Here is a 20,837-nt window from a genome sequence, read left to right as displayed (position 1 = left end):
TGCCTCGCTTGCTCCTATGATCGTCTCAACGGTTCCACAAAGGAATCGACGACAAACCCTTGGGAGGGAACGAACATGCTGCCCAAAGCGGACAGCTGGGACGGGGTGTCCCGCGCCTTCGCCTGGCGCGTGCCCGATCGCTACAACATCGGCGTCGACGTGTGCGACCGTTGGGCGGAGGCGGATCCGAACCGCATCGCCCTGATCAACAAGCGGCGCGACGGCGGGGTCGAGGAATACCGTTTCTCCGACATCCGCGCCCTGTCCAACCGCTTCGCCAACGCACTGGCGGCGCAGGGCGTCGCGCACGGCGACCGGGTTGGCATCCTGCTGCCACAGGCGCCGGAAACCGCCATCAGCCATGTCGCGGTCTACAAACTGGGCGGCATCGCCGTGCCACTGTTCTCGCTGTTCGGGGTGGAGGCGCTGGAATACCGGCTGGCCAACTGCGGCGCCCGCGCGGTGGTCACCGACGCCGCCGGCGCCGCCAAAATCGCCGAGATCCGCGACCGCCTGCCGGAACTGCGCGCCGTCTTCCGCATCGACGGCTCCGGTCCCGGCTGTCTGGACTGGCATGGGCTGTGCGACGCAGCGTCCGACAGCTTCACCCCGGCCGACACCGGCCCGGACGATCCGGCGCTGATCATCTACACCTCCGGCACCACCGGCCAGCCGAAGGGGGCGCTGCATGCCCACCGGGTGCTGCTGGGCCATCTGCCGGGGGTGGAGATGTCGCACGACCTGTTCCCGCAGCCGGGCGACCGCATCTGGACGCCGGCCGACTGGGCATGGATCGGCGGGCTGCTCGACGTCCTGCTGCCGGCCTGGCACCATGGCGTGACGGTGGTCTCCCATCGCTTCGAGAAGTTCGATGCCGAGGCCGCCTTCGCCCTGCTGGCCGAATTCCAGGTGCGCAACGCCTTCCTGCCGCCGACCGCACTGAAGATGATGCGGGCGGTGAAGAACCCGCGGGCGCGCCATGCCATCGCCATGCGGTCCGTTGCCAGCGGCGGCGAGACCCTGGGCGCCGGGCTGCTCGACTGGGGGCGCGAGACCTTTGGGGTGACGATCAACGAGTTCTACGGCCAGACCGAATGCAACATGATCGTCTCCTCGGCCGCCACGCTGATGCCGCCGAAGCCCGGCATCATGGGGCGTCCGGTTCCCGGCCATGACGTGGCGGTGATCGACGGGCAGGGCAACCGGCTGCCCCCGGGCCAACTCGGCCTGATCGCGGTGCGCCGGCCGGATCCGGTGATGTTCCTCGGCTACTGGAACAACCCCGGCGCCACCGCCGCCAAATTCATCGGGCACTGGCTGGTCACCGGCGACCAGGGAGAACTGGACGAGGACGGCTACATCCGCTTCGTCGGACGGGACGACGACGTCATTACCTCGGCCGGCTATCGCATCGGCCCCGGCGAGATCGAGGATTGCCTGATCGGGCACCCCGCCGTCCGCATGGCGGCAGTGGTCGGCGTGCCTGATCCGCTGCGCACGGAGATCGTCAAGGCCTTCGTCGTGTTGCAGGACGGAGTGACGCCGGACGATGCGCTGGTCGCCTCGATTCAGGAGCATGTGAAGACCCGGCTGGCCGCCCACGAATATCCGCGCGCCATCGAATTCATGGAAAGCCTGCCCATGACCACCACCGGCAAGATCATTCGCCGGGAGTTGAGGAACCGCTCGTAATATCATGACAGAATTGATTTTATTGGCTGCGGCCTTCCTCGCCGGGGCTATGAATGCCGTTGCCGGCGGGGGCAGTTTCCTGACCCTGCCGGCGCTGATCTATGCCGGAGTGCCACCGGTCGCCGCCAACGCGACCGGCACCGTCGCCCTGCTGCCCGGCTATGCCAGCGGGGTCTATGGCTATCGCCAGGACCTGACCCCGGTCGGCACGCTCAGCTTGCCGCTGCTGTCAGCGGTCAGCCTGGTGGGTGGATTGGCCGGGGCCGGGCTGCTGCTGGTGACGCCGGATTCGGTGTTCCGCGGCATCGTGCCGTGGCTTCTCCTGCTGGCAACCGGATTGTTCGCCTTCGGCACCGTACTGGCGCAGCGGCTGCGCAGCCTGGGCCTGCACGGCAACGGGGCGATGCTGGGCACGCTGTTCGCCGTCTCGGTCTATGGCGGCTATTTCAACGGCGGGCTTGGCATCCTCCTGCTGGCGCAACTGAGCCTGTTCGGCATGACCGACCTCAACGCCATGAACGGGCTGAAGAACCTGTTCTCCGCCGTGCTGACCGCCATCGCCGTGGTGGCCTATGCCGCGGGCGGGGCGGTGGAATGGCCGAAGGCGCTGCTGATGACCGTAGCGGCGGTCGCCGGCGGCTATGTCGGCGCCCGTGTGGGGCGGAAGATTCCAAAGCCGGTTCTGCGAACCGGCATCATCGCCGTCGGGCTGGTGATGAGTGCGGTGTTCTTCCTGAAATGATCGCGCTATAGAGGGCGAACGTCGCGCCCGTTTGGACTCCCGCCATGCTGACCGTATCCGACCTCGACCTGTACTATGGTGACGCCCAGGCGCTCGACGGCGTCACGCTGCGGGTGGCGGAGGGGCAGACCACCGCCATCGTCGGTGCCAACGGGGCCGGCAAGACCTCGCTGATCCGGGCCATCGCCGGCATCCTGAAGCCGGCACGCGGCAGCATCCTCTTCAAGGACCGCGAGATCGCCGGCCTGCCCAGCCACGTCGTCTGCGACCTCGGCGTCGGTCAGGTGGCGGAGGGGCGGCAGATCTTCCCGACGCTGAGCGTGCGCGAGAATCTGGAGATGGGCGCCGTCATCCCACGCGCTCGCGCTCGCGCGCGCCAGACCTACGATCGCGTGCTGGACCTGTTCCCCCGCCTGCGCGAACGCTTGGATCAGGCGGCCGGCACCCTGTCCGGCGGCGAGCAGCAGATGCTCGCCATCGGCCGCTGCCTGATGGGCAAGCCGGACCTGATCATGTTCGACGAGCCCTCGCTCGGCCTGTCGCCCGCCCTGGTGCAGGAGCTGTTCCGCATCATCCGCTCGCTGGCCGCCGAAGGCATGACGATCATCCTGGTCGAACAGAATGTCGCGGCCTCCTTGCGTATCGCCCAGACGGCCTATGTGCTTGAGAATGGCCGCGTGGTGCTGTCGGGAACGGGGGAGGCACTGCTGGCCGACCCCGCGGTGAAGCAGGCCTATCTGGGGCTGTGAGGCGGCTCCGCTTCCGCCGGCGATACCCCTCTTATCCTCCTATCGTTGAATATACGAACCATCTACAGTCCCCTTAAGCTGGCAGTCCAAAGACTGAGCGGACGGGGACCATGGCGGCAGGCTGCACCAGACGGACGACACTGCTGGCGGCCGCTGCGCTTCTGGCGTCGGTGGCGCTGAGACCCGTTGCGGCCGCAGATCCCGCTTCCAATCGGCCGGTCGTCCGTGCCGGGGTGCTGAAGTTCGGCACGGTCAGCTGGGAACTCGACACCGTCCGCGCCAATGGCTTCGACAAACAGGCCGGGATCGACCTGCAACTGGTCGAGTTGGCCGGCAATCCTGCCACCCAAGTGGCGCTCCAAGCCGGAGCGGTCGAGGTTATCGTTTCCGACTGGCTGTGGGTGTCGCGGATGCGCAGCAAGGGGGAGGCGCTGTGCTTCATCCCCTACTCGACCGCCGTCGGCGCGCTGGTGGTTCCGGCCAGCTCCGCCATCGCCGGGGTTGGCGACCTGCGGGGCAAGCGGATCGGCGTCGCCGGCAGCCCGCTGGACAAGAGCTGGCTGCTGCTGAAGGCGCTTGCCACCGACCGGCACGGCTTGTCGCTCGACCGCGATGCGCAGCCCTTCTTCGCCGCGCCGCCGCTGCTGAACAGCAAGATCGCCGACGGTGGCCTCGACGCCGTGCTGACCTTCTGGCCCTTCGCCGCCCGGCTGGAGGCGAAAGGCATGCGCGTGTCGATGACGGTGTCCGATATGCTGGAGGCGCTGGGCCAGCCGGCGACGGTGCCCGCCATCGGCTATGTCTTCCGCGAGGAGTGGGCCCGCACCAGCCCGGCGGCCCTCGCCGGCTTCCAGGCCGCCACCGGTCAGGCAAAGACCCTGCTGGCGCAGTCGGACGCAGCGTGGGAGCGGCTCGCCCCGCTGATGCAGGCGGAGGATGGCGCCACCTTCCGCACGCTGCGCGACCGCTACCGTGACGGCATTCCACGCCGTTGGACGGAGGAGGAGCGGGCAGGGGCAGCGAAGCTCTATGCGCTGCTGGCGCGGTTGGGCGGCCCCGAACTGGTCGGCGACGCGCCCACCATTGCGCCCGGCACCTTCTGGACCGGCGGAGCCTGAGTGGTGCGCCGCGGCCTGATGCCAGTGGTGATGCCGGTGGCGTCGATCCTGCTGCTGCTGGCGCTGTGGCAGGGCACGGCGCTGGCGGTCGGCGGGCGTCTGCTGCCGGGACCGCTGGTGGTGGCCCACGCCCTGCTGCGCGAGGCGGAGAGCGGGGTGCTGTTCCATCACATGGGCGTCACGCTGCTCCGGGTGCTGGCGGCCTTCGCGCTCGCCATGTCCATCGGCGTCGGGCTCGGCCTGCCGATGGGACGCTCGCCCTTCGTAGATCGGCTGTTCGGCCCCTGGCTGGTCTTCTTCCTGAACCTGCCGGCATTGGTGGTCATCGTGCTGGCCTATGTCTGGTTCGGCCTGACCGAGGCGGCGGCCATCGGCGCCGTCGCGGTCAACAAGATTCCCAACACGGTGGTGCTGGTCCGGGCCGGTGCCCGCGCCATCGATGAGGGGCTGATCGACATGGCCCGCGTCTACCGCCTGTCGCCCGCGGACCGGCTTCGCCATGTGCTGCTGCCGCAACTCACCCCCACCATCGCCGCGGCTGCGCGGTCCGGCCTCGCCCTGATCTGGAAGATCGTGCTGGTGGTCGAACTGCTGGGCCGCAGCGATGGTGTCGGATTCCAGATCAACCTCCTTTTCCAGACCTTCGATGTCGCAGGAATCCTCGCTTACACCATCGCGTTCGTGGCCGTGGTCCAGCTTCTGGAATACGGCGTCCTCCAGCCGGTCGAACGGCGTTGCCAGCGCTGGCGGCGGATGCCCGCTGAGGCTTGAGATCCGGTCCAAGCGCTTCGGCGCGTTGGAGGCGGTGCGCGGCCTGACCCTGTCCGCCGCGGCGGGGGAGGTCGTGGCGCTGGTCGGTCCCAGCGGCTGCGGCAAGACGACCGCGCTCGGCATCGTCGCCGGGCTGGACCGCGCCTTCGACGGCGTGGTGGAGGTCGGGCCGCGGCCGGACGGCGGACCGGCGCGGCTGGGCTATGTGTTCCAGGAACCGCGCCTGCTGCCCTGGCGCAGCGTGCGGCAGAATCTGGCGCTGGTGCTGCCGCGACCTCAGCGCCGTGGCCCCGCGGTCGACGCCATGCTGGAGGCGCTGGAACTGTTGCCCTTCACCGACCGGTTCCCGACCCAGCTGTCGCTGGGCATGGCACGGCGGGTGGCACTGGCGCGCGCCTTCGTGGTGGAGCCGGACCTGCTGCTGATGGACGAGCCCTTCGTCTCGCTGGACGAGCCGACGGCGCTCCGGTTGCGCGGGCTGCTGTCGGACCTGCTGGACCGGCGGCCGACAACCGTCCTGCTGGTCACCCACAATCTGCGCGAGGCGCTGGCTCTGGCCGATCGGCTGCTTCTGCTGGCACCCTCGCCCGGCCGGGTGGTGGCGGAGGTGCCACTGTCCGTTCCCCGTGCCGCCCGCGACGACGCCACCATCGAGGCGCTGCGTCGTGACCTGCTGTCCCGGCCGGACCCGGCCTTCCGCCTTCTGGCCTGAGACCATCGGCTCAACCCTTCGCCGGATGTGGGTTCATTTGCCGCTCGTCCGTTCACAAATGCTGCGCTATCGTGGCGCCTCCTTGCCGGATAGAGCCGGTACTTGCGGAAGGCGACGGAGCCGGATGGTCTTCGGTCGGATGACAGTGCAGCGGTTACGGCGCCTCGGCCTTGTGGTCGGGATGGCTGCCCTTTTGCTGCAGGTCATCGCCTGGAGCTGGATGCCGATCGGCACCGGCATCGCCAGGGCCGGAGAGACGACGGTATCCCTGCCGATCTGCTCGTCCGGCGGCCTGACGACCATCCAGGCCGATGCGGCCGATTACGGCATCGCCGAATTCGGCATCGCTTACGACGACGATCAGGGACAGCCGCCGACCCCGGGCCACTCTGTGACCGGCCATTGCCCGCTCTGCCCGCTGGTTGCCGGGCTTGCCCTGCCGCCGCCGCCACTGAGCGTCGGACCGGCCCTTGCCATGGCCCGCGACACCCGCCTGCTGCCAGCCGAGCGGATCGCCGCCGCTTGGTTCCTGTCGACCCTTCAGGCCCGGGCGCCCCCGCATCTCGTCTGATGCCGCTCGCCTGACTTCCCCCGACCGTTAGCCGTCACACCACTGCGCGTCGCCACGTCCGATCCCTGTCCGGATCTCGGCGTCGGACCGCCTGCCCGCTCAACGACCGCCGGCCTCGTCCGCCGTGGCGGCCCCCCTTTGCTGTTCACTGCCCATTTCAGGAGAAGCTTTCATGAAGCGCATTCTCGGCATCGCCACCGCCCTCGCCCTGTTGGGTGCCGGCACTGCCCTGGCCCACAGCTACAAGGCCGGCCCGATCGAAATCGGCCATCCGTGGGCCCGCGCCACCGCACCGTCCGCGCCGAATGGCGGCGCCTATCTGTCGCTGACCAACACCGGGACGACGGAAGACCATCTGGTCGCCGCTTCCACCCCGGCCGCGGGAAAGGCGGAACTGCACACCCACCTGAACGAGAACGGCGTGATGAAGATGCGGGAGGTTCCGCCCATCGCCATCGCCCCGGGCGAAACGGTGACGTTCGCGCCGGGCGGACTGCACATCATGCTGCTCGGCCTCAAGCAGCCGCTGGAGAAGGGTGCCCGCATCCCGATGACCCTGCGTTTCGAAAAGGCCGGCAGCGTCGAGGTCCAGATCGCCGTCGAGGCGGCCGGGCAGGCCGCTCCCCAGGCCGAGGGCCACATGGGTGCCACCGCTGCCGGCCATGACCACAACGCCGCGCCGGCCCAGAAGCAGTAATGAAAAGGGCCGTCGGCAGGAGAACCCGCCGACGGCCCTTTTTTTCCCATAGGCCCCAGTCGCTCCGCTCAATCACTCGGCTCAGTCACTCGGCCGGCGCGACGCCAACCGGTTGGGCGAGCTTGGCCGCTTCGGCCGCCTGGTGACGCGGTGACAGCACGCCGAAGCGGCGCGCCCACCAGGCTGTCAGCGGCGGCGTCAGCAGGGCGGTGACGACCACGCTGGTGGCGATCAGCGCCGTGGCGGACGGGGCGACCGGCGCGAAAGTCGGCTCGATCGAGGCGATGATCGGCGGCACGGTCACCGCGGCACCGGCGGTGGAGGCCGCACCGATGCCGGCCGTGCCATTGCCCTTCGCCAGCAGGATGTCGGCCAGCACCAGCATGACGCCGGTCACGGCGATGACGCCCAGACCCAGCACGATGCCCAGCAGGCCGGTGTTGAGGATCGTCGAGAAGTTCAGGTTGTTGCCGAGCGCGAAGGCGAAGAACGGGACCATCACCGAGACGCCCTGGGTGAAGAAGGCCCGCAGATCCTTGTCGAGATTGCCCAGCGCGAAGCCGATCAGGAAGGGCAGCAGCGCGCCGACCATCGTCTGCCAGGGGAAGGCGGCCAGACCGGCGATGCCCAGCGTCACCATGGTCATGAAAGGCCCGGATTCCAGGCACATCAGGCAGAAGGCGCCGGCCTCCTCCTTGGTGCCATACTGCTGCATCAGCGCCATGTACATGCCGCCGTTGGTGTCGTTCATCACCGCGATGATCGCCAGCACCGACAGGCCGGAGAAGAAGCCCGAGGTGATGCCTTCCGCCGGGATGAACCAGGAAGCAATGACGCCCGCCATCGCCGCGGTGAGGATCTTCACCGAAACCAGAACGCCGCTCTTGCGCAGGACCAGCGGGGTCGCCTTCAGGCTGATGCTGGCACCGATGCAGAAGAACCAGACCGACAGGATCGGCAATGTGCCGGTGATCAGCCCGTTGGTGAAGGATCCAAAGAATTTGCCGGTATTGGGAGCCAGCGTGTTCAGGCAGGCGCCGAGGAACAGGGGGACGATCATCATCCCGCCGGGGATGCGGTCGATCCGGGACTTGATGTTCATGGAAGACACTCCTTCGAATTTCATCCCGTCGCCGCCGCACCCCTTCGCCATCGGGCATGTGTCAGCGGCCGTCAATTCTGTTCGGGACGGCAGTCATGTCGCCGCTTTGTGCATACTAGTATACAAGTTAGTCTGTCATTGTCAAAGCGGCTGATTGTCAGCCGCGACAGGTTGTCGCGGCAAAGGCGGGAGACGGGGAAGGATGTCGACGGATAGGACTCGATTCCAGACGATTTTGAAGTAAAATAATCCGACAGTTGCGGCATTTGCAGACCGACCACCGAGGGAGAGGCAAGAGCGGAATCGTGACAGAGTCACCCGATCCGATCAGGCGCGGGATCGCGCGGAACCCAGAACTCCGGGACCAGCTGTTGCGGATGGGGATGTCCGATGGCGCATTGCTGGTTCTGTGCGGCCCTGACGGCAGCAATCTGGCGCTCAGCGAAACGACCCGACGGTATTTCGGACCGGTGGCGGGACAGATGCTGGGATGCGGGTGGGTTTCGGTGATCCATCCCGACGACCAACTGAACGCAGCCAGCGCCTGGCTGAAAGCGGTCTATGAGAACGCCGCCTACCGGTTGGAGCTGGGCTACAGGCGGTATGACGGCAGCTATCACCGCTTCGCGGTCACGGGCATCCGCTATGTCGATGCGGATGCGTGCCAGCCCCATTGGCTCATCGTATCGGAACCGCTAGGGCAGCCGCTTCCGGCGGGGAGCCCGAACGGATCGATGGTCAGCGCGGCCGATGGCGGGCCAGGGCGTCGGTGATGTCGACATCGCGGAACGGCTTGCCGATCACCGGCCGGGTGCGGTGGGCGTCCGGCAGACCTTCTGCCCCATGGCCGGTGGTGAAGATGAAGGGGATGCCGGCACCCGCCAGCCGATCGGCCACGGCATCCACCCGCTCGCCGCGCAGGTTGACGTCGAGCAGCGCGATATCGAAACCGCCCGCTTCGATCATTTCAAGCGCCGCGGACACGGAACCGGCGGGGCCGAGGCAGGTCACGCCCTGATCCATCAGGGCGTCCTCCAGACTCATGGCGATCAGCGGTTCGTCCTCGACAATCAGGACGGTCAGGTTCGACAGATCAGCGTCGGTCACTGCGGGCTCACTCGCGACGACAGGGGAATGACAAGCCGGCATCGCACGCCGGCGGGATCGAAAGCAAGGGCGACATCGCCCTCCAATTCATGCGCAAGACCACGCTCGATCAGGCGGGAGCCGAAGCCTCGCCGGGTCGGCGGTACCACCGGAGGGCCGCCGCTCTCGCGCCAGCGCAGCACCAGCGCGCCGCCACGGGCGAAGTGACCGGAGACGGTGGAGCCCGTCGCCTCCCGCGCTGGCATCTGTCCCGGCTGCGCGATTTCCCAATCAAGGTCGACCCGGCCATTTTCGGCCGAGAGGGCGCCATATTTCGCCGCGTTGGTGGCAAGCTCGTGGAAGGCAAGGTGCAGCGACACCGCCACCCCGGTGGTCAGGTTGACCGGCGGGCCGCCGACCCTGACGCGGCCGGCATCGACGTGGGGCTCCAGCGTCAGGGCGGCGATCTCGCTCAGCGAGGCGCCCTGCCAATGGCGGCGGGTCAGCAGGTCATGCGCCTGGGCAAGCGCGCGCAGCCGCGACTGGAAGGCGTCGGGAAAGGCCTCCACCGATGGGGCTGCGCGCAGGGTCTGCCTGGCGATCGACTGCACCATCGCCAGCGTGTTCTTGACCCGGTGGTTCAGCTCTTCCAGCAGCAACAGCTGCCGTTCCTCGGCCTTCTTGCGGTCGGTGATGTTCAGCGAGACCCCGGCCAACCCGGTCGGCGTGCCGTTCTTGTCATAGACGGCGCGGCCACGCACCTGCACCCAATGGACGCAGCCGTCGGGCCAGATCGTGCGGTATTCCATGTCCAGCGGCGAGCCGCTGGTCACAGCCTGCCGGACCATCGCCTGCTGATGATCGCGGTCCTCGGGATGGACCCGTTCCAGCAATGCGTCATAGGTCAGGAGTTCGGACGGATCACGAAGCCCCAGATTGGCGGCGCAGATCGAGGAGACGCGCAGCCGGTTGCTCGCCAGGATCAGCTCCCACGAGCCGAGCCGGCCAGCCTCCAATGCGAAGCGCAGCCGCGCCTCGCTTTCGGCCAGGGCGTTGCGCTTGTCGGCCAGTTCGTTGCGATCGCGCGCCTCGACCAGGGCGCGGCGGACCACCACCTGCAGCCGCTCCATCCGCAGCTTCACAACGTAGTCGGTGGCGCCCTTCTTCAGCGCCTCGATGGCGTTTTCCTCGCCCAGCATCCCGGACACGAAGATGAAGGGCACCCGCGGCAGCCGGTCTCGGGCAATCGCCAGCGCCGACATGCCGTCGAAGTCCGGCAGGTCGAAGTCGGACAGGATCAGGTCGAAGGGCCCGCCACCGATGACGGCGTCGATGAAGGCCTGCCGCGTTTCGACCCGCTGGATGTCGAAATCATGGTCGTCGATCATCAGCAGATGTTCGCGCACCAGATCGGCATCGATGCCGCTGTCCTCCAACAGCAGGACACGGCAGGGCGTCGGCGGGTCCAGACCTGCGGCAGAACCGGCGGAAGGGTCGATCACCTGCGCCATCAGGCACCGCGCGGCCGGCGGGGATGGCAGCCGGGTGGCGGCTCGTTCAGGATCGCCCAGAAACTGCCGATGTCGCGGATCGCGTCGAAGAACTCCTTGAAGCCGACCGGCTTGACCACGAAAGCGTTCACCCCCAGCCGATAGCTGCGGACGAGATCCTGTTCCTCCTTCGAGGACGTCAGCATCACCACCGGGATGGCGCGGGTGCTGTCATTGGCCTTGATCCGTTGCAGCACCTCGATCCCGTCCACCTTCGGCAGCTTGATGTCTAGGATGATGACGGCCGGATATTTCGGGTCGGTCGGCTTCGACACCGCCTGCCCGTCGGAATGGAACAGGTAGGACAAGGCTTCCGCCCCGTCACGGGCGACGACGATGTCATTGGCGAGCTGCGCCTCCGCGAACGCCTCCAGCGTCAGCTCCAGATCCTTGGGGTTGTCCTCGACCAGCAGGATCGGTTTCAGCGTGGCCATGGGGCTACCTCGATTCGGCGGCTGCGCACCGCGGCAGGGAGAAATGGAAGGTCGCACCATGGTCCAGCCTGCCTTCCGCCCAAACCCGCCCTCCGTGGCGCTCCACGATGCGGCGGACATTGGCAAGGCCGATGCCGATGCCCTCGAACTCCTCCTCGCGGTGCAGGCGCTGGAAGACACCGAAGAGCTTACCGGCATAGGCCATGTCGAATCCACGGCCATTGTCGCGCACGAAGAACTCGTGCGCGTCTGCGGTGTCATGACACCCGACCTCGATTTCCGGCACGGCGCTGTCGCGGGTGTATTTGATGGCGTTGGACAGCAGATTCTGCACGACGAGCCGCAGCATGGTCGGGTCGCCGGTCACGCTGGGCAGGGGGTGCACCGTCCAGCGCAGGTTGCGGCCCTGCAGGTCGGGCTCCAGCAGGTGGCGCACCTCCTCCACCAGCCGGCCGACATCGACCTCGACCCGTGACAGCGTGGTGCGGCCCAGCTGCGAGAAGTGCAGCAGCCCGTCCACCAGCCGGCCGGCCGAACTCGCCGCCTCGATGATGCTGTCCAGATAGTGGCGTTCCCGCTCGTTCAGCTTGTCGGCGGCGCGGGAGCGCAGAAGCTCGGCATAGCTGGTGACGTGGCGGAAGGGGGCCCGCAGATCGTGTGAGACCGAGTAGGAGAAGGCGGCAAGCTCGCCGTTGCTGCGGCGCAGTTCCTCGTTCAGGGCGGCCATCTCCTCCGCCTTGCGCAGCACGATGCTGACGATGGCGTTGCGAAAATCGCCGGCCGCCTCGATCTCGCCATGGCGCCAGGGCAGGGACTGGCCGCTCACCGTTTCCTTCCATGCCTCGAAGGAACTGCGCGGGGACAGCCGACCGCCGGCTTCGAGCGGCTTGCTGGGATCACCGGCCCAGTCGATGGACTGCACGATTTCCGGCCGGAACCACAGAAGATAGCTGGGGTGCAGTTGCGAGATGGAGATCGCCAGCAAGCCGCTGGCGGTCCGTTCCATCCCGGCGGCGGCCGGCATCTCGGCCGGAAGCCGGTGGCTGGCGAACAGATCCTTGATGCCCCGGCCCGCCAGTTCGGCGGCGATGGCCACGACCACTTCCTGCGGCGGGGTGCGGCCGATCAGCCGGCATTCGCCGTCGAACAGGATCGCGGCGCCATCGGCATTGACCAGCCCCAGCAAATCCTCGCTGTCCTCGCCCAGACCGTCGATGAAGCGCTCCGCCGCCGCCATATGGGCGAGCAGCCGCGCCTGCGTGCCTTTGGAGCGGATCCGGTGATCGGCATCCATCACCCGTTCCAACGCGATCATCTGGCTCGACAGCACCTGCCCCAACAGATCGCAGGCGGTGCGCACCGCGAAGGAGACCTGCCGCGGTTCGGCATGGTGGCAGGAGATCAGCCCCCACAACCGGTCGCCGTCCATCACGGAGATCGACATGGACGCCGGTGTGCCCATGTTGCGCATGTATTCCAGATGCACCGGCGACACGCTGCGCAGAACGGCGAAGCTGAGGTCCAGCGGCGACGCATCCCGCATGCCGGACAGAAGCGGAACCGGCTTGTAGCGGGCGTCGACGATCAGCCGCAGACGGTTCAACGCATAAAGCCGCCGGGCCTGCTGCGGAATGTCGGAAGCCGGAAAGCGCAGGCCACGGTAGGAGGGCAGGCGGCCGTTGCTGTCCTCGGCGATGACGGTGCCGTTCCACTGCTCGTCGAATCGATAGATCAGCACCCGGTCGAACCCGGTCAGCGCCCGCACCTCTTCCGCGGTGCTGGCCAGCAGCGCGTCGAAGTCATGGGCGGCCTGCATGCGCCGAATGCCTTCGCGCATCTGTGGATACAGCGCCTCCAGCGTGCCGGCACCGGTGGCGGGCAGCTCCTCCAGTTCCAGGATCACCAACCCGCCGGACCGGTGGGCGATGGCCTGATAGTCGGCACCACTCCGCAGGGTGAGGATGTCCAGCTGGACCGGTTCGGCTGGCGCGGCGCGCAGGCGATGGACCAGAGAGCCGGTCGAGGCGGCGTCGATCAACTGGTCGACAGCCACGCCGAAGGCGTCGGCGGGCGGACGGTTCAACACCGCACCGGCGTCAGCGCTCGCACAGACGAGGCGAAGGCCGTCCGCCTCCAGAGCCAGGAGATGGCCGTGCGGCTGAATGCTGCCGGGGATGTGAATCGGTTCGCGCGCGCACGCGTCGAGGTCGAGCGTGCCCGCCATGGTCTGGGGCCACGGTTCCGGTCCGGTTGCAGGCGTCACAATCGTCCTTTGCTCGTCTCGGTCACTCAGTCTACGGGCCGCTCTTGCATCAGACCCGCTTTCGGCTAGGGACCGCTGATGTCGGCCAATGGCTTCCGCCTGTATTCAGCACAATCAGCGGCGTAGAAACCCTGCGATCGCCGCGCACACCGCGTGGAGGTGAACGAAGCGACAGGATATCCCGTCAGACACTATACTTCATTATCATAGGATACGTTTCGCGATCGTCCTTGGTTTTTGCCGAACCACGCTCTTTCATCATACGCCTAAGATCATATTCCGAATTCAAGTTTGGCTTCGCTTATAAGATAGTATGCCGCAGCGAGTGATGACTGCCGACGGTAAAAAGGCATTGATGGGGAAGGGGACGGCATGAGAACCGAGGTGACCCGCCTGCTCGGCATCGATTATCCGATCGTGCAGGGCGGGATGCAGTGGGTCGGGCTGGCGGAGTTGGCTGCCGCCGTCTCGAACGCCGGCGGACTCGGCATCCTGACCGCGCTGACCCAGCCGACGCCCGAGGATCTGGCACGCGAGATCAAGCGCTGCCGCGCGATGACCGACCGTCCGTTCGGCGTCAACCTGACCATGCTGCCGGCGGTGACGCCGCCGCCCTACGAACGTTATCTGGACGTCATCATCGACAGCGGCATCACCATCGTGGAAACGGCCGGCAACAGCCCGCGTGCCTTCGTTGAGCGGATGAAGACCAGTGGCATCCGCATCCTCCACAAATGCACCAGCGTCCGCCATGCGCTGAGCGCCGAGCGGGCCGGGGTGGACATCATCAGCATCGACGGGTTCGAATGCGCCGGCCATCCGGGCGAGGACGACATCCCCGGACTGATCCTGATCCCGGCGGCGGTACGGGCGCTGCGCATCCCGGTGATCGCCTCGGGCGGAATCGCCGACGGCCGCGGCATGGCGGCGGCTCTGGCCTTGGGCGCCCAGGGCGTCAACATGGGCACCCGCTTCCTCTGCACGCGTGAGGCGCCGGTGCATGACAGCATCAAGCAGGCCCTGGTCACCGCCGGGGAACGCGACACCAACCTTATCCTGCGCAGCATGCGCAACACCGCCCGTGTCTTCAAGAACGCGGTGTCGGACGAGGTCGTGGCGTTGGAAACACGTCCCGACGGCGCCCGGTTCGAGGAGGTCCGGCCACTGGTCGCCGGCCAGCGCGGCCGGGCGGCCCTGCAATCCGGCAACGTTCAGGACGGGATCGTGTCGGCCGGCATGGTGATTGGCCTGATCGACGACATCCCGACCTGCGACGAGCTGATCCGCCGGATGGTCGCCGACTGCCGTGCCCATCTGCGCCGCGCATTGGCTCTGGCCGAGGAGTAGGCGGGCAGGGCGGGGCGCTCGGCTCCAATCGGGGATCAGAAGATCAGCTTCAGGATGCCGGTGACGACCAGCAGGCCGATGATGAAGATGATCAGGATGGCCCAGCCGAGAATCTTGAGCATGGTATCGGTCCTTCGATAGCCTCGTTCACTGCGTCATCGGAGTCCGGTGACGCCACGGTCATGCTTGGAAGAACCCGCCAGCCCCGCACCGGTTCCCATCGGACCGGCACGGATACCGGGCTACCTTGGTGCCGGGAGAGCACCCGCCAAAGAGCGCATTAAAAAAACACATAACTATACTTATGGAAATAAATTTGCGGGAGAGGGCCGCATCTCAGGGAATACCCCTATCGGAAAGTTGCCCGCTGCCGCGCAGGACTTTCATCACCGACCGCGTATAACTCCCTGACAGCAACCGGGAGCGGGCGGAAGACGGCGTGAAGCCTACCGAGGAGACGGTGTCGGACGAGGCGTTGATGGCGGACGCAGCGGCCGGCGACCGGAAAGCGTTTGGGACACTCACGCGCCGACATCTGCGCCGCAGCATCGCCTTGGCCCAACGGGTTGTCGGAAACGCCGCCGACGCAGAAGAGGTCGCGCAGGACGCCTTCCTGCAGATCTGGGCCAACGCCGACCGCTGGCGTGGTGACGGAACCCGCTTCACGACCTGGCTGTACAGGATCGTGGTGAACCGTGCCATCGACTACAAACGGCGGCGCAGCTTCTCCCCCCTGGATGCCGCCGACGAGATCGCCGATCCGGCCTGGAGCGCCGAAACGGTGATCGACGGCATCCGGATCGGTGCCGCGGTCGATGCGGCGATTGCGGCATTGCCCGAACGGCAGCGGGCGGCGCTCAGCCTCTGCTACCATGAGGAGATGACGTGCGCCGAGGCTTCGGAAATACTGCAGGTGTCTGTTTCGGCCATGGAAAGTCTGCTGGTCCGGGCACGCCGCGTCGTGCGGGCCCGGCTTCAACCCCTGATCCGTCAGAAGGACGGTGTACGGTCATGACGCTCAAAGAGTTCAAACGCTACGCCGATGCCTATGGTGCCGATCTGGACCGCTGGCCGGTGGCCACCCAGGCCGATGCGCTGGCCCTCTTGGACGACAGCGCCGAGGCACGCGATCTTCTGGCCGATGCCGCCGTCACCGACGCGCTGCTGGATGCCGGCTCGACTCCGTTGGTCTCATCCCGGCGCGAGGCTCGGGTCTATGACCGCATCGCCGATTGCCTGGCCCAGCGGGTCGTGCCCGAATTCGTGCCGTGGTTCCTGTCGCGGCCGCCCTTCCGCCCTGCCCCGCTGGCGGGTTTTCTGGCCTGCATGGCGCTGGTCGGCTTCCTCAGCTACAGCCAGGGCGTGATTTCCTTCGAAAAGACGAGCACGCCAAGCCTGTCTGGCGTGATGATCGTCAGCTATCTGGGAGACACGCGATGACGCCGTCGATCCGGCGCCGCTGGCCCTGGTTCCTTCTGGTCGGGTCCCTTGCGCTCAACATGCTGGCCGGCGGCTTCGTCGTCGCCCACAGCTTCCGCCCGCCGCCGCCGCCGATGGGGCCGGACCAGATGCTGGAGCGCTTCGTCGAAGACGTGTCGCAACGCCTGTCGCCGGCCGACGCCACGGTTCTGCGCAAGGCGCTGGACGATGCCCGTCCGCTGTTCGTCCGCGTGCGGGTCAGCCGCGAGGAGTTCACCCCCCGTCTGCGCACCGCCCTGATGGCCCAGCCCTTCGATGCGGTCGGCCTGAAGGCCCTGTTCGACCGTGTCCATGCCAACGACGCCGCCTTGCGCAGCGAGATCGAGGCACGATTCGTCGATACCCTTTCCCGTCTTTCCCCCGAAGGCCGCCTGCGTCTGGCTGAAAGCCGCCTTCCCTGATCCTTTCGGTTTCGACCGGTGGCAGACACTTCCGGGGGTCGGCCGGGACGGCATGTCCGTCCCGGCCCTTTTTATTGGCCCAAAAGAAAAAGGCGGCCTGACGGTATCGCCGTCGGGCCGCCCTTAAGTCGGTTCGGGAGGAAACGCAACCAAGTTGCACGCAGAGGCATATGGCCGATATGGTTAACGGCCAATGAATGGCGGACGGAAATCTTTCCCTACCACCTTTTTGCGCAATTCTTCCGCGAACGGCTTCGCTCAAGCTTGGCGAGCCCTGACCCTCTGCCGAAAGGCCGGGGTGGCGTCACCCCACCCCGACGCGCTATGACAGACGCCCTCTGTTTCGTCACAAGTCCGCAGGACCCCTGCCTCATGCTGTCCATCAGCCAGCGCATCGCCGACGAACTGTCGGTCCGCGAGCCCCAGGTCGCTTCCGCCATCGCCATGCTCGACGAGGGATCGACCGTCCCCTTCATCGCTCGCTACCGCAAGGAGGCGACCGGCGGCCTGGACGACACCCAGCTCCGCACCCTGGAGGAGCGGCTGGGCTATTTGCGGGAGCTGGAGGACCGCCGTGCCAGCATCCTGTCGACCATCCAGGAGCAGGGCAAGCTGACGCCCGAGCTGGAGCGCCAGATCAAACAGGCCGACACCAAGACCCGGCTTGAGGATCTCTACCTTCCCTACAAGCAGAAGCGCCGCACCAAGGCCCAGATCGCCCGCGAAGCCGGGCTGGAGCCGCTGGCCGACGCGCTGCTGGCCGATCCGCGGAAACAGCCGGACGCCGAAGCCGCCGCCTTCGTCAGCGCCGACAAGGGGATTGCCGACGTCAAGGCGGCGCTGGACGGCGCCCGCCATATCCTGGTGGAGCGTTTCGGCGAGGATGCCGAACTGGTCGGCCGCCTGCGCACCGCCATGGCGGACAAAGGCGTCGTCACCTCCAAGGTGATCGAGGAGAAGAAGGCCGAGGGCGCCAAATTCTCCGACTATTTCGACTTCTCGGAGAACTGGTCGAAGCTGCCGTCGCACCGGGCGCTGGCGCTGTTCCGCGGCCGGGCGCAGGGCGTGCTCGACATCCGCCTCGATCTGCCGGTCGAGGAAGGCCAGCCGCATCCGGCGGAGGGAACCATCGCCGCCCACACCGGGATCCGTGACCAGGGCCGTCCGGCCGACAAGTGGCTGTCCGACGTGGTGCGCTGGACTTGGAAGCTGAAAATCGGCCCGCACATCGAGACCGACCTGATGGGCAGCTTGCGCGAACGGGCCGAGGACGAGGCGATCCGCGTCTTTGCCCGCAACCTGCACGATCTGCTGCTGGCCGCCCCGGCCGGGCAGCGCGCCACCATCGGGCTCGACCCCGGCATCCGCACCGGCGTCAAGGTGGCGGTGGTGGACGCCACCGGCAAGCTGGTGGAGACGACGACCATCTATCCGCACCCGCCGCGCAACGACTGGGACGGCTCGATCGCCGTGCTGGCGGCGCTGGCGGCGCGGCACAAGGTGGAGTTGATCTCGATCGGCAACGGCACCGCCTCGCGCGAGACCGACAAGCTGGCCGCCGACCTGATGAAGCGCCATCCTGAGCTGTCCCTGACCAAGCTGGTGGTCAGCGAGGCTGGCGCCTCGGTGTACTCCGCCTCGGAAACCGCGGCGCACGAATTCCCGAACCTCGACGTCAGCCTGCGCGGCGCCGTCTCCATCGCCCGCCGCCTGCAGGACCCGCTGGCCGAGCTGGTGAAGATCGAGCCGAAGTCAATCGGCGTCGGCCAGTACCAGCATGACGTCGCCGGCGGCAAGCTGGCCCGCTCGCTGGACGCGGTGGTGGAGGATTGCGTGAACGCCGTCGGCGTCGATCTGAACACCGCGTCGGTCCCGCTGCTGACCCGCGTGTCTGGCCTGAACGAGACCATCGCCCGCAACATCGTCGAGCATCGCGACCGCAACGGCGCCTTCCGCTCGCGCAAGCAACTACTCGACGTGGCACGGCTGGGGCCGAAGACCTTCGAGCAGGCCGCCGGCTTCCTGCGCATCCGTGACGGCGAGACGCCGCTCGACGGTTCCGCCGTACATCCGGAAGCCTATCCGGTGGTCCAGCGCATCGTGAAGACCACCGGCCGCGACCTCGGCAGCGTCATCGGCGACGCCCGCTTCCTGCGTGGCTTGAACGCCGAGGAGTTCACCGACGAGCGCTTCGGCGTGCCGACCGTCGAGGACATCATCAAGGAGCTGGAGAAGCCCGGCCGCGACCCGCGTCCGGAGTTCAAGACCGCCACCTTCAAGGAGGGTGTGGAGGAGCTGAAGCACCTTCAGCCGGGAATGATGCTGGAAGGCGTGGTGACCAACGTCACCGCCTTCGGTGCCTTCGTCGACATCGGCGTCCATCAGGATGGGCTAGTGCATATTTCCCAGCTTGCCAACAGCTTTGTGAAGGATCCTCACACGGTGGTGAAGGCCGGTGACGTGGTGAAGGTGAAGGTGCTGGAGGTGGACATCCCCCGCAAGCGCATCGCACTCACCATGCGCATGGGCGAGGAGGCCCCGCGTCCGGCCCGCCGTGAGGAGCGCCGGGAGGACCGCCGTGACGACCGTGGTCCGGCGCGTCCGCAGCAGCAGGATCGCCGCCCGGGGGCGCCTGCGGCCAAGGCTGCGCCGAAGCCGGCCAAGGCACCGGAGCCGGTCAACAGCGCCTTCGCCGAAGCGTTCGCCAGGGCGCAGTCGGGCAAGAAGAAGTAAGGGTCATGGAGGGGGCAGAGCGTCCGACATCAGACGGACGCCGAGCCCGCCCATGGCCGCCGCGGCAACCCGGTCGACCCGATGCTTGGAGCGCAGGTAGGCGGCGCGCGGCCGGCCGGCAGAAAACGCCGCGGCGACGATGGCGTACCAGCTGGTCTCGATGAGGAAGATCACCGGCGGCAGGATGATCGACAGCCAGAGCGGCGCTTCGGCCGGCATCAGCGCGGCAAAGATGCTGCCATAAACGATCGCCGTCTTCGGGTTGCTCATTTGGGTCAGCAGCCCGAACAACAGCGGCCGCATCAACCCGGCAGGCGCCGTCTGCCCCTCCTCCGCCATCACCAGCGGCTCGGCAGCCCCACGCCAGATGCGGACCGCGAGATAGAGCAGATAGGCGCCGCCCACCAGCTTCAGCACCGCATAGAGCCAACCAACCTGCGACAGCAAGGCATGCAGCCCCAACATAGCCAGGGACGCGAAGAACACGCCACCGATTCCCATACCGAGCGCAGTGGCCAGACCAGCCTGGCGGGACACGGCGATGGAGGTGCGGGCGACCAGCACGAAGCTCGGTCCCGGACTGGCGGCGCCGACCGCGATGGCACCGGCGATGCTGACGAAGGCAAGTACGGGATCCATGATCGCTCCCCTTGAACTGGAAGGTGGGGACGATAACACAACCGCGACAGCCTGCGAATCCCGGACAAAAAAGTCCCCTCGTCCGCGAGGGGAACGAGGGGACGAAGGCCGATGACCGGACCGTTACGGGGATGTCATTCGGCGGCCATCAGCACCGGAGCCTCGTCACGTACCCGGTTCACCGCAACATAGCGGTCGAGCGCGTCCAGGCATTCGGCCAGGGTTCCGGAACCGACCGCGCGGCAGTCCTCGAAGGCGTGCGGTTCGGGTCGGAACCAATGGGTGATGTAGCATTCCTCGCGCCCATCCAGGCTGAGGGTGAGGGCGAAGCGGCCCTCACGCCCGATGCGGGCTTGAGCGGCGCGCAGACGCGCCTGGACCTCTTCTATCGTCATGAGATGATTTCCTTCCCTAAATGCCGCCTGCCATCAGGCGGCGTGGGCGAACTTCCCGTCTTCCGATTCAGAGTCTTCCAACCATCGAGCCCAGTCGATGTCACGCGCCAGCGACTCGACCAGCACGCGGGCCGCACTCCCGGTTTCTGCCGGCGTGTCGGACCGCAGCAGTCCCGACAGCCGCATCGCCAGCGTCTCGGCCTCCGCCTCCACCCAGCGGGCATAGTGGCGGCGGCGTTGGTCGCGATTCCAGTACCAGCGCGGCAGTTGGGCGTTGGCGCGCTCGAACTCGCTTTCCCAGGCGCTCATGCGGAACAGTCCGCTGGGCGACCGGTCGCCGATGTCATCAGTCGTCC

Annotated in this window: 22 protein-coding genes; 14 read left to right on the top strand and 8 right to left on the bottom strand. The window is 67.2% G+C overall.

What is annotated here, in order from left to right:
• The first annotated feature begins 75 nt into the window (after positions 1-75).
• From E6C72_RS17730 to E6C72_RS17695, 8 genes are all read left to right on the top strand, one after another.
• Complete coding sequence (locus E6C72_RS17730) at positions 76-1,692, top strand: acyl-CoA synthetase (RefSeq protein WP_109086355.1); 1,617 nt, start codon at positions 76-78, stop codon at positions 1,690-1,692.
• A gap of 4 nt (positions 1,693-1,696) precedes the next feature.
• Complete coding sequence (locus E6C72_RS17725; RefSeq protein ID WP_109086354.1) at positions 1,697-2,434, top strand: sulfite exporter TauE/SafE family protein; 738 nt, start codon at positions 1,697-1,699, stop codon at positions 2,432-2,434.
• A gap of 44 nt (positions 2,435-2,478) precedes the next feature.
• Positions 2,479-3,183 (top strand): ABC transporter ATP-binding protein, encoded by a 705-nt coding sequence (locus tag E6C72_RS17720; protein WP_109086353.1) that lies wholly within the window; start codon positions 2,479-2,481, stop codon positions 3,181-3,183.
• 110 nt (positions 3,184-3,293) lie between these two features.
• Positions 3,294-4,301 (top strand): ABC transporter substrate-binding protein, encoded by a 1,008-nt coding sequence (locus E6C72_RS17715; RefSeq protein WP_109086352.1) that lies wholly within the window; start codon positions 3,294-3,296, stop codon positions 4,299-4,301.
• Positions 4,302-4,304: 3 nt separating this feature from the next.
• Complete coding sequence (locus tag E6C72_RS17710; RefSeq protein ID WP_247875776.1) at positions 4,305-5,072, top strand: ABC transporter permease; 768 nt, start codon at positions 4,305-4,307, stop codon at positions 5,070-5,072.
• Positions 5,073-5,106: 34 nt separating this feature from the next.
• A complete protein-coding gene (locus E6C72_RS17705) occupies positions 5,107-5,784 on the top strand; it encodes an ABC transporter ATP-binding protein (RefSeq protein WP_247875772.1) in 678 nt (225 codons plus the stop codon).
• 181 nt (positions 5,785-5,965) lie between these two features.
• Positions 5,966-6,355 carry a DUF2946 family protein gene (locus E6C72_RS17700; protein ID WP_247875771.1) on the top strand — a complete coding sequence of 130 codons (390 nt, stop codon included), beginning with the start codon at positions 5,966-5,968 and terminating at the stop codon, positions 6,353-6,355.
• A 172-nt stretch (positions 6,356-6,527) separates the two neighbouring features.
• Positions 6,528-7,052, top strand: coding sequence for a copper chaperone PCu(A)C (locus tag E6C72_RS17695; protein WP_109086349.1), 525 nt, complete (start codon positions 6,528-6,530; stop codon positions 7,050-7,052).
• An 85-nt stretch (positions 7,053-7,137) separates the two neighbouring features.
• Here the strand turns inward: E6C72_RS17695 and kdgT are convergent, their stop codons facing one another.
• Positions 7,138-8,154 carry a 2-keto-3-deoxygluconate transporter gene (kdgT, locus tag E6C72_RS17690; protein ID WP_109086348.1) on the bottom strand — a complete coding sequence of 339 codons (1,017 nt, stop codon included), beginning with the start codon at positions 8,152-8,154 and terminating at the stop codon, positions 7,138-7,140.
• Positions 8,155-8,459: 305 nt separating this feature from the next.
• Between kdgT and E6C72_RS17685 the strand changes: the two genes are divergently transcribed.
• Positions 8,460-8,927: a PAS domain-containing protein gene (locus E6C72_RS17685; protein ID WP_247882130.1), complete on the top strand. Its 468-nt coding sequence runs from the start codon at positions 8,460-8,462 to the stop codon at positions 8,925-8,927.
• On the opposite strand, the gene E6C72_RS17680 is transcribed toward E6C72_RS17685, so the two are convergent.
• Genes E6C72_RS17680 through E6C72_RS17665 form a run of 4 tightly spaced genes read right to left on the bottom strand, consistent with a single transcriptional unit; the run spans position 8,893 to position 13,448 of the window.
• Positions 8,893-9,261 (bottom strand): response regulator, encoded by a 369-nt coding sequence (locus E6C72_RS17680; protein WP_109086346.1) that lies wholly within the window; start codon positions 9,259-9,261, stop codon positions 8,893-8,895. The two genes, E6C72_RS17685 and E6C72_RS17680, sit on opposite strands and share 35 nt — an antisense overlap.
• Complete coding sequence (locus tag E6C72_RS17675; RefSeq protein ID WP_109086345.1) at positions 9,258-10,751, bottom strand: sensor histidine kinase; 1,494 nt, start codon at positions 10,749-10,751, stop codon at positions 9,258-9,260. The genes E6C72_RS17680 and E6C72_RS17675 overlap by 4 nt, the downstream gene beginning before the upstream one ends.
• A complete protein-coding gene (locus E6C72_RS17670) occupies positions 10,751-11,224 on the bottom strand; it encodes a response regulator (RefSeq protein ID WP_109086344.1) in 474 nt (157 codons plus the stop codon). The genes E6C72_RS17675 and E6C72_RS17670 overlap by 1 nt, the downstream gene beginning before the upstream one ends.
• A 4-nt stretch (positions 11,225-11,228) precedes the next feature.
• A complete protein-coding gene (locus E6C72_RS17665; RefSeq protein ID WP_109086343.1) occupies positions 11,229-13,448 on the bottom strand; it encodes an ATP-binding protein in 2,220 nt (739 codons plus the stop codon).
• Between the two features lie 411 nt (positions 13,449-13,859).
• Here E6C72_RS17665 and E6C72_RS17660 point away from each other — a divergent pair, with 411 nt between their 5' ends.
• From E6C72_RS17660 to E6C72_RS17640, 5 genes are all read left to right on the top strand, one after another.
• Complete coding sequence (locus tag E6C72_RS17660) at positions 13,860-14,834, top strand: nitronate monooxygenase family protein (protein WP_109086342.1); 975 nt, start codon at positions 13,860-13,862, stop codon at positions 14,832-14,834.
• A gap of 439 nt (positions 14,835-15,273) precedes the next feature.
• A complete protein-coding gene (locus E6C72_RS17655) occupies positions 15,274-15,849 on the top strand; it encodes a sigma-70 family RNA polymerase sigma factor (RefSeq protein ID WP_109086341.1) in 576 nt (191 codons plus the stop codon).
• Positions 15,846-16,274, top strand: coding sequence for a hypothetical protein (locus E6C72_RS17650; protein WP_109086340.1), 429 nt, complete (start codon positions 15,846-15,848; stop codon positions 16,272-16,274). Before E6C72_RS17655 ends, E6C72_RS17650 begins: the two co-directional genes overlap by 4 nt.
• Complete coding sequence (locus E6C72_RS17645) at positions 16,271-16,714, top strand: periplasmic heavy metal sensor (RefSeq protein ID WP_109086339.1); 444 nt, start codon at positions 16,271-16,273, stop codon at positions 16,712-16,714. The genes E6C72_RS17650 and E6C72_RS17645 overlap by 4 nt, the downstream gene beginning before the upstream one ends.
• Positions 16,715-17,086: 372 nt before the next feature.
• A complete protein-coding gene (locus tag E6C72_RS17640) occupies positions 17,087-19,447 on the top strand; it encodes a Tex family protein (RefSeq protein WP_109086338.1) in 2,361 nt (786 codons plus the stop codon).
• Positions 19,448-19,450: 3 nt separating this feature from the next.
• Here E6C72_RS17640 and E6C72_RS17635 read toward each other — a convergent pair whose 3' ends face one another.
• The 3 genes from E6C72_RS17635 to E6C72_RS17625 all read right to left on the bottom strand — a co-directional run bounded on the left by E6C72_RS17635 (position 19,451) and on the right by E6C72_RS17625 (position 20,790).
• Positions 19,451-20,086 (bottom strand): LysE family translocator, encoded by a 636-nt coding sequence (locus tag E6C72_RS17635; RefSeq protein ID WP_109086337.1) that lies wholly within the window; start codon positions 20,084-20,086, stop codon positions 19,451-19,453.
• A gap of 134 nt (positions 20,087-20,220) precedes the next feature.
• The gene (locus E6C72_RS17630) at positions 20,221-20,481 is read right to left on the bottom strand and encodes a hypothetical protein (RefSeq protein ID WP_085083685.1); all 261 of its coding nucleotides are present in this window, start codon (positions 20,479-20,481) and stop codon (positions 20,221-20,223) included.
• Between the two features lie 33 nt (positions 20,482-20,514).
• Positions 20,515-20,790 carry a hypothetical protein gene (locus E6C72_RS17625; RefSeq protein WP_109086336.1) on the bottom strand — a complete coding sequence of 92 codons (276 nt, stop codon included), beginning with the start codon at positions 20,788-20,790 and terminating at the stop codon, positions 20,515-20,517.
• Positions 20,791-20,837 lie beyond the last annotated feature (47 nt).

It is taken from the genome of Azospirillum sp. TSH100 (assembly GCF_004923295.1).
GTDB lineage: Bacteria > Pseudomonadota > Alphaproteobacteria > Azospirillales > Azospirillaceae > Azospirillum.
Note: the sequence above shows the minus strand (reverse complement) of the source record. Positions and strands in the feature narration are given on the sequence as shown.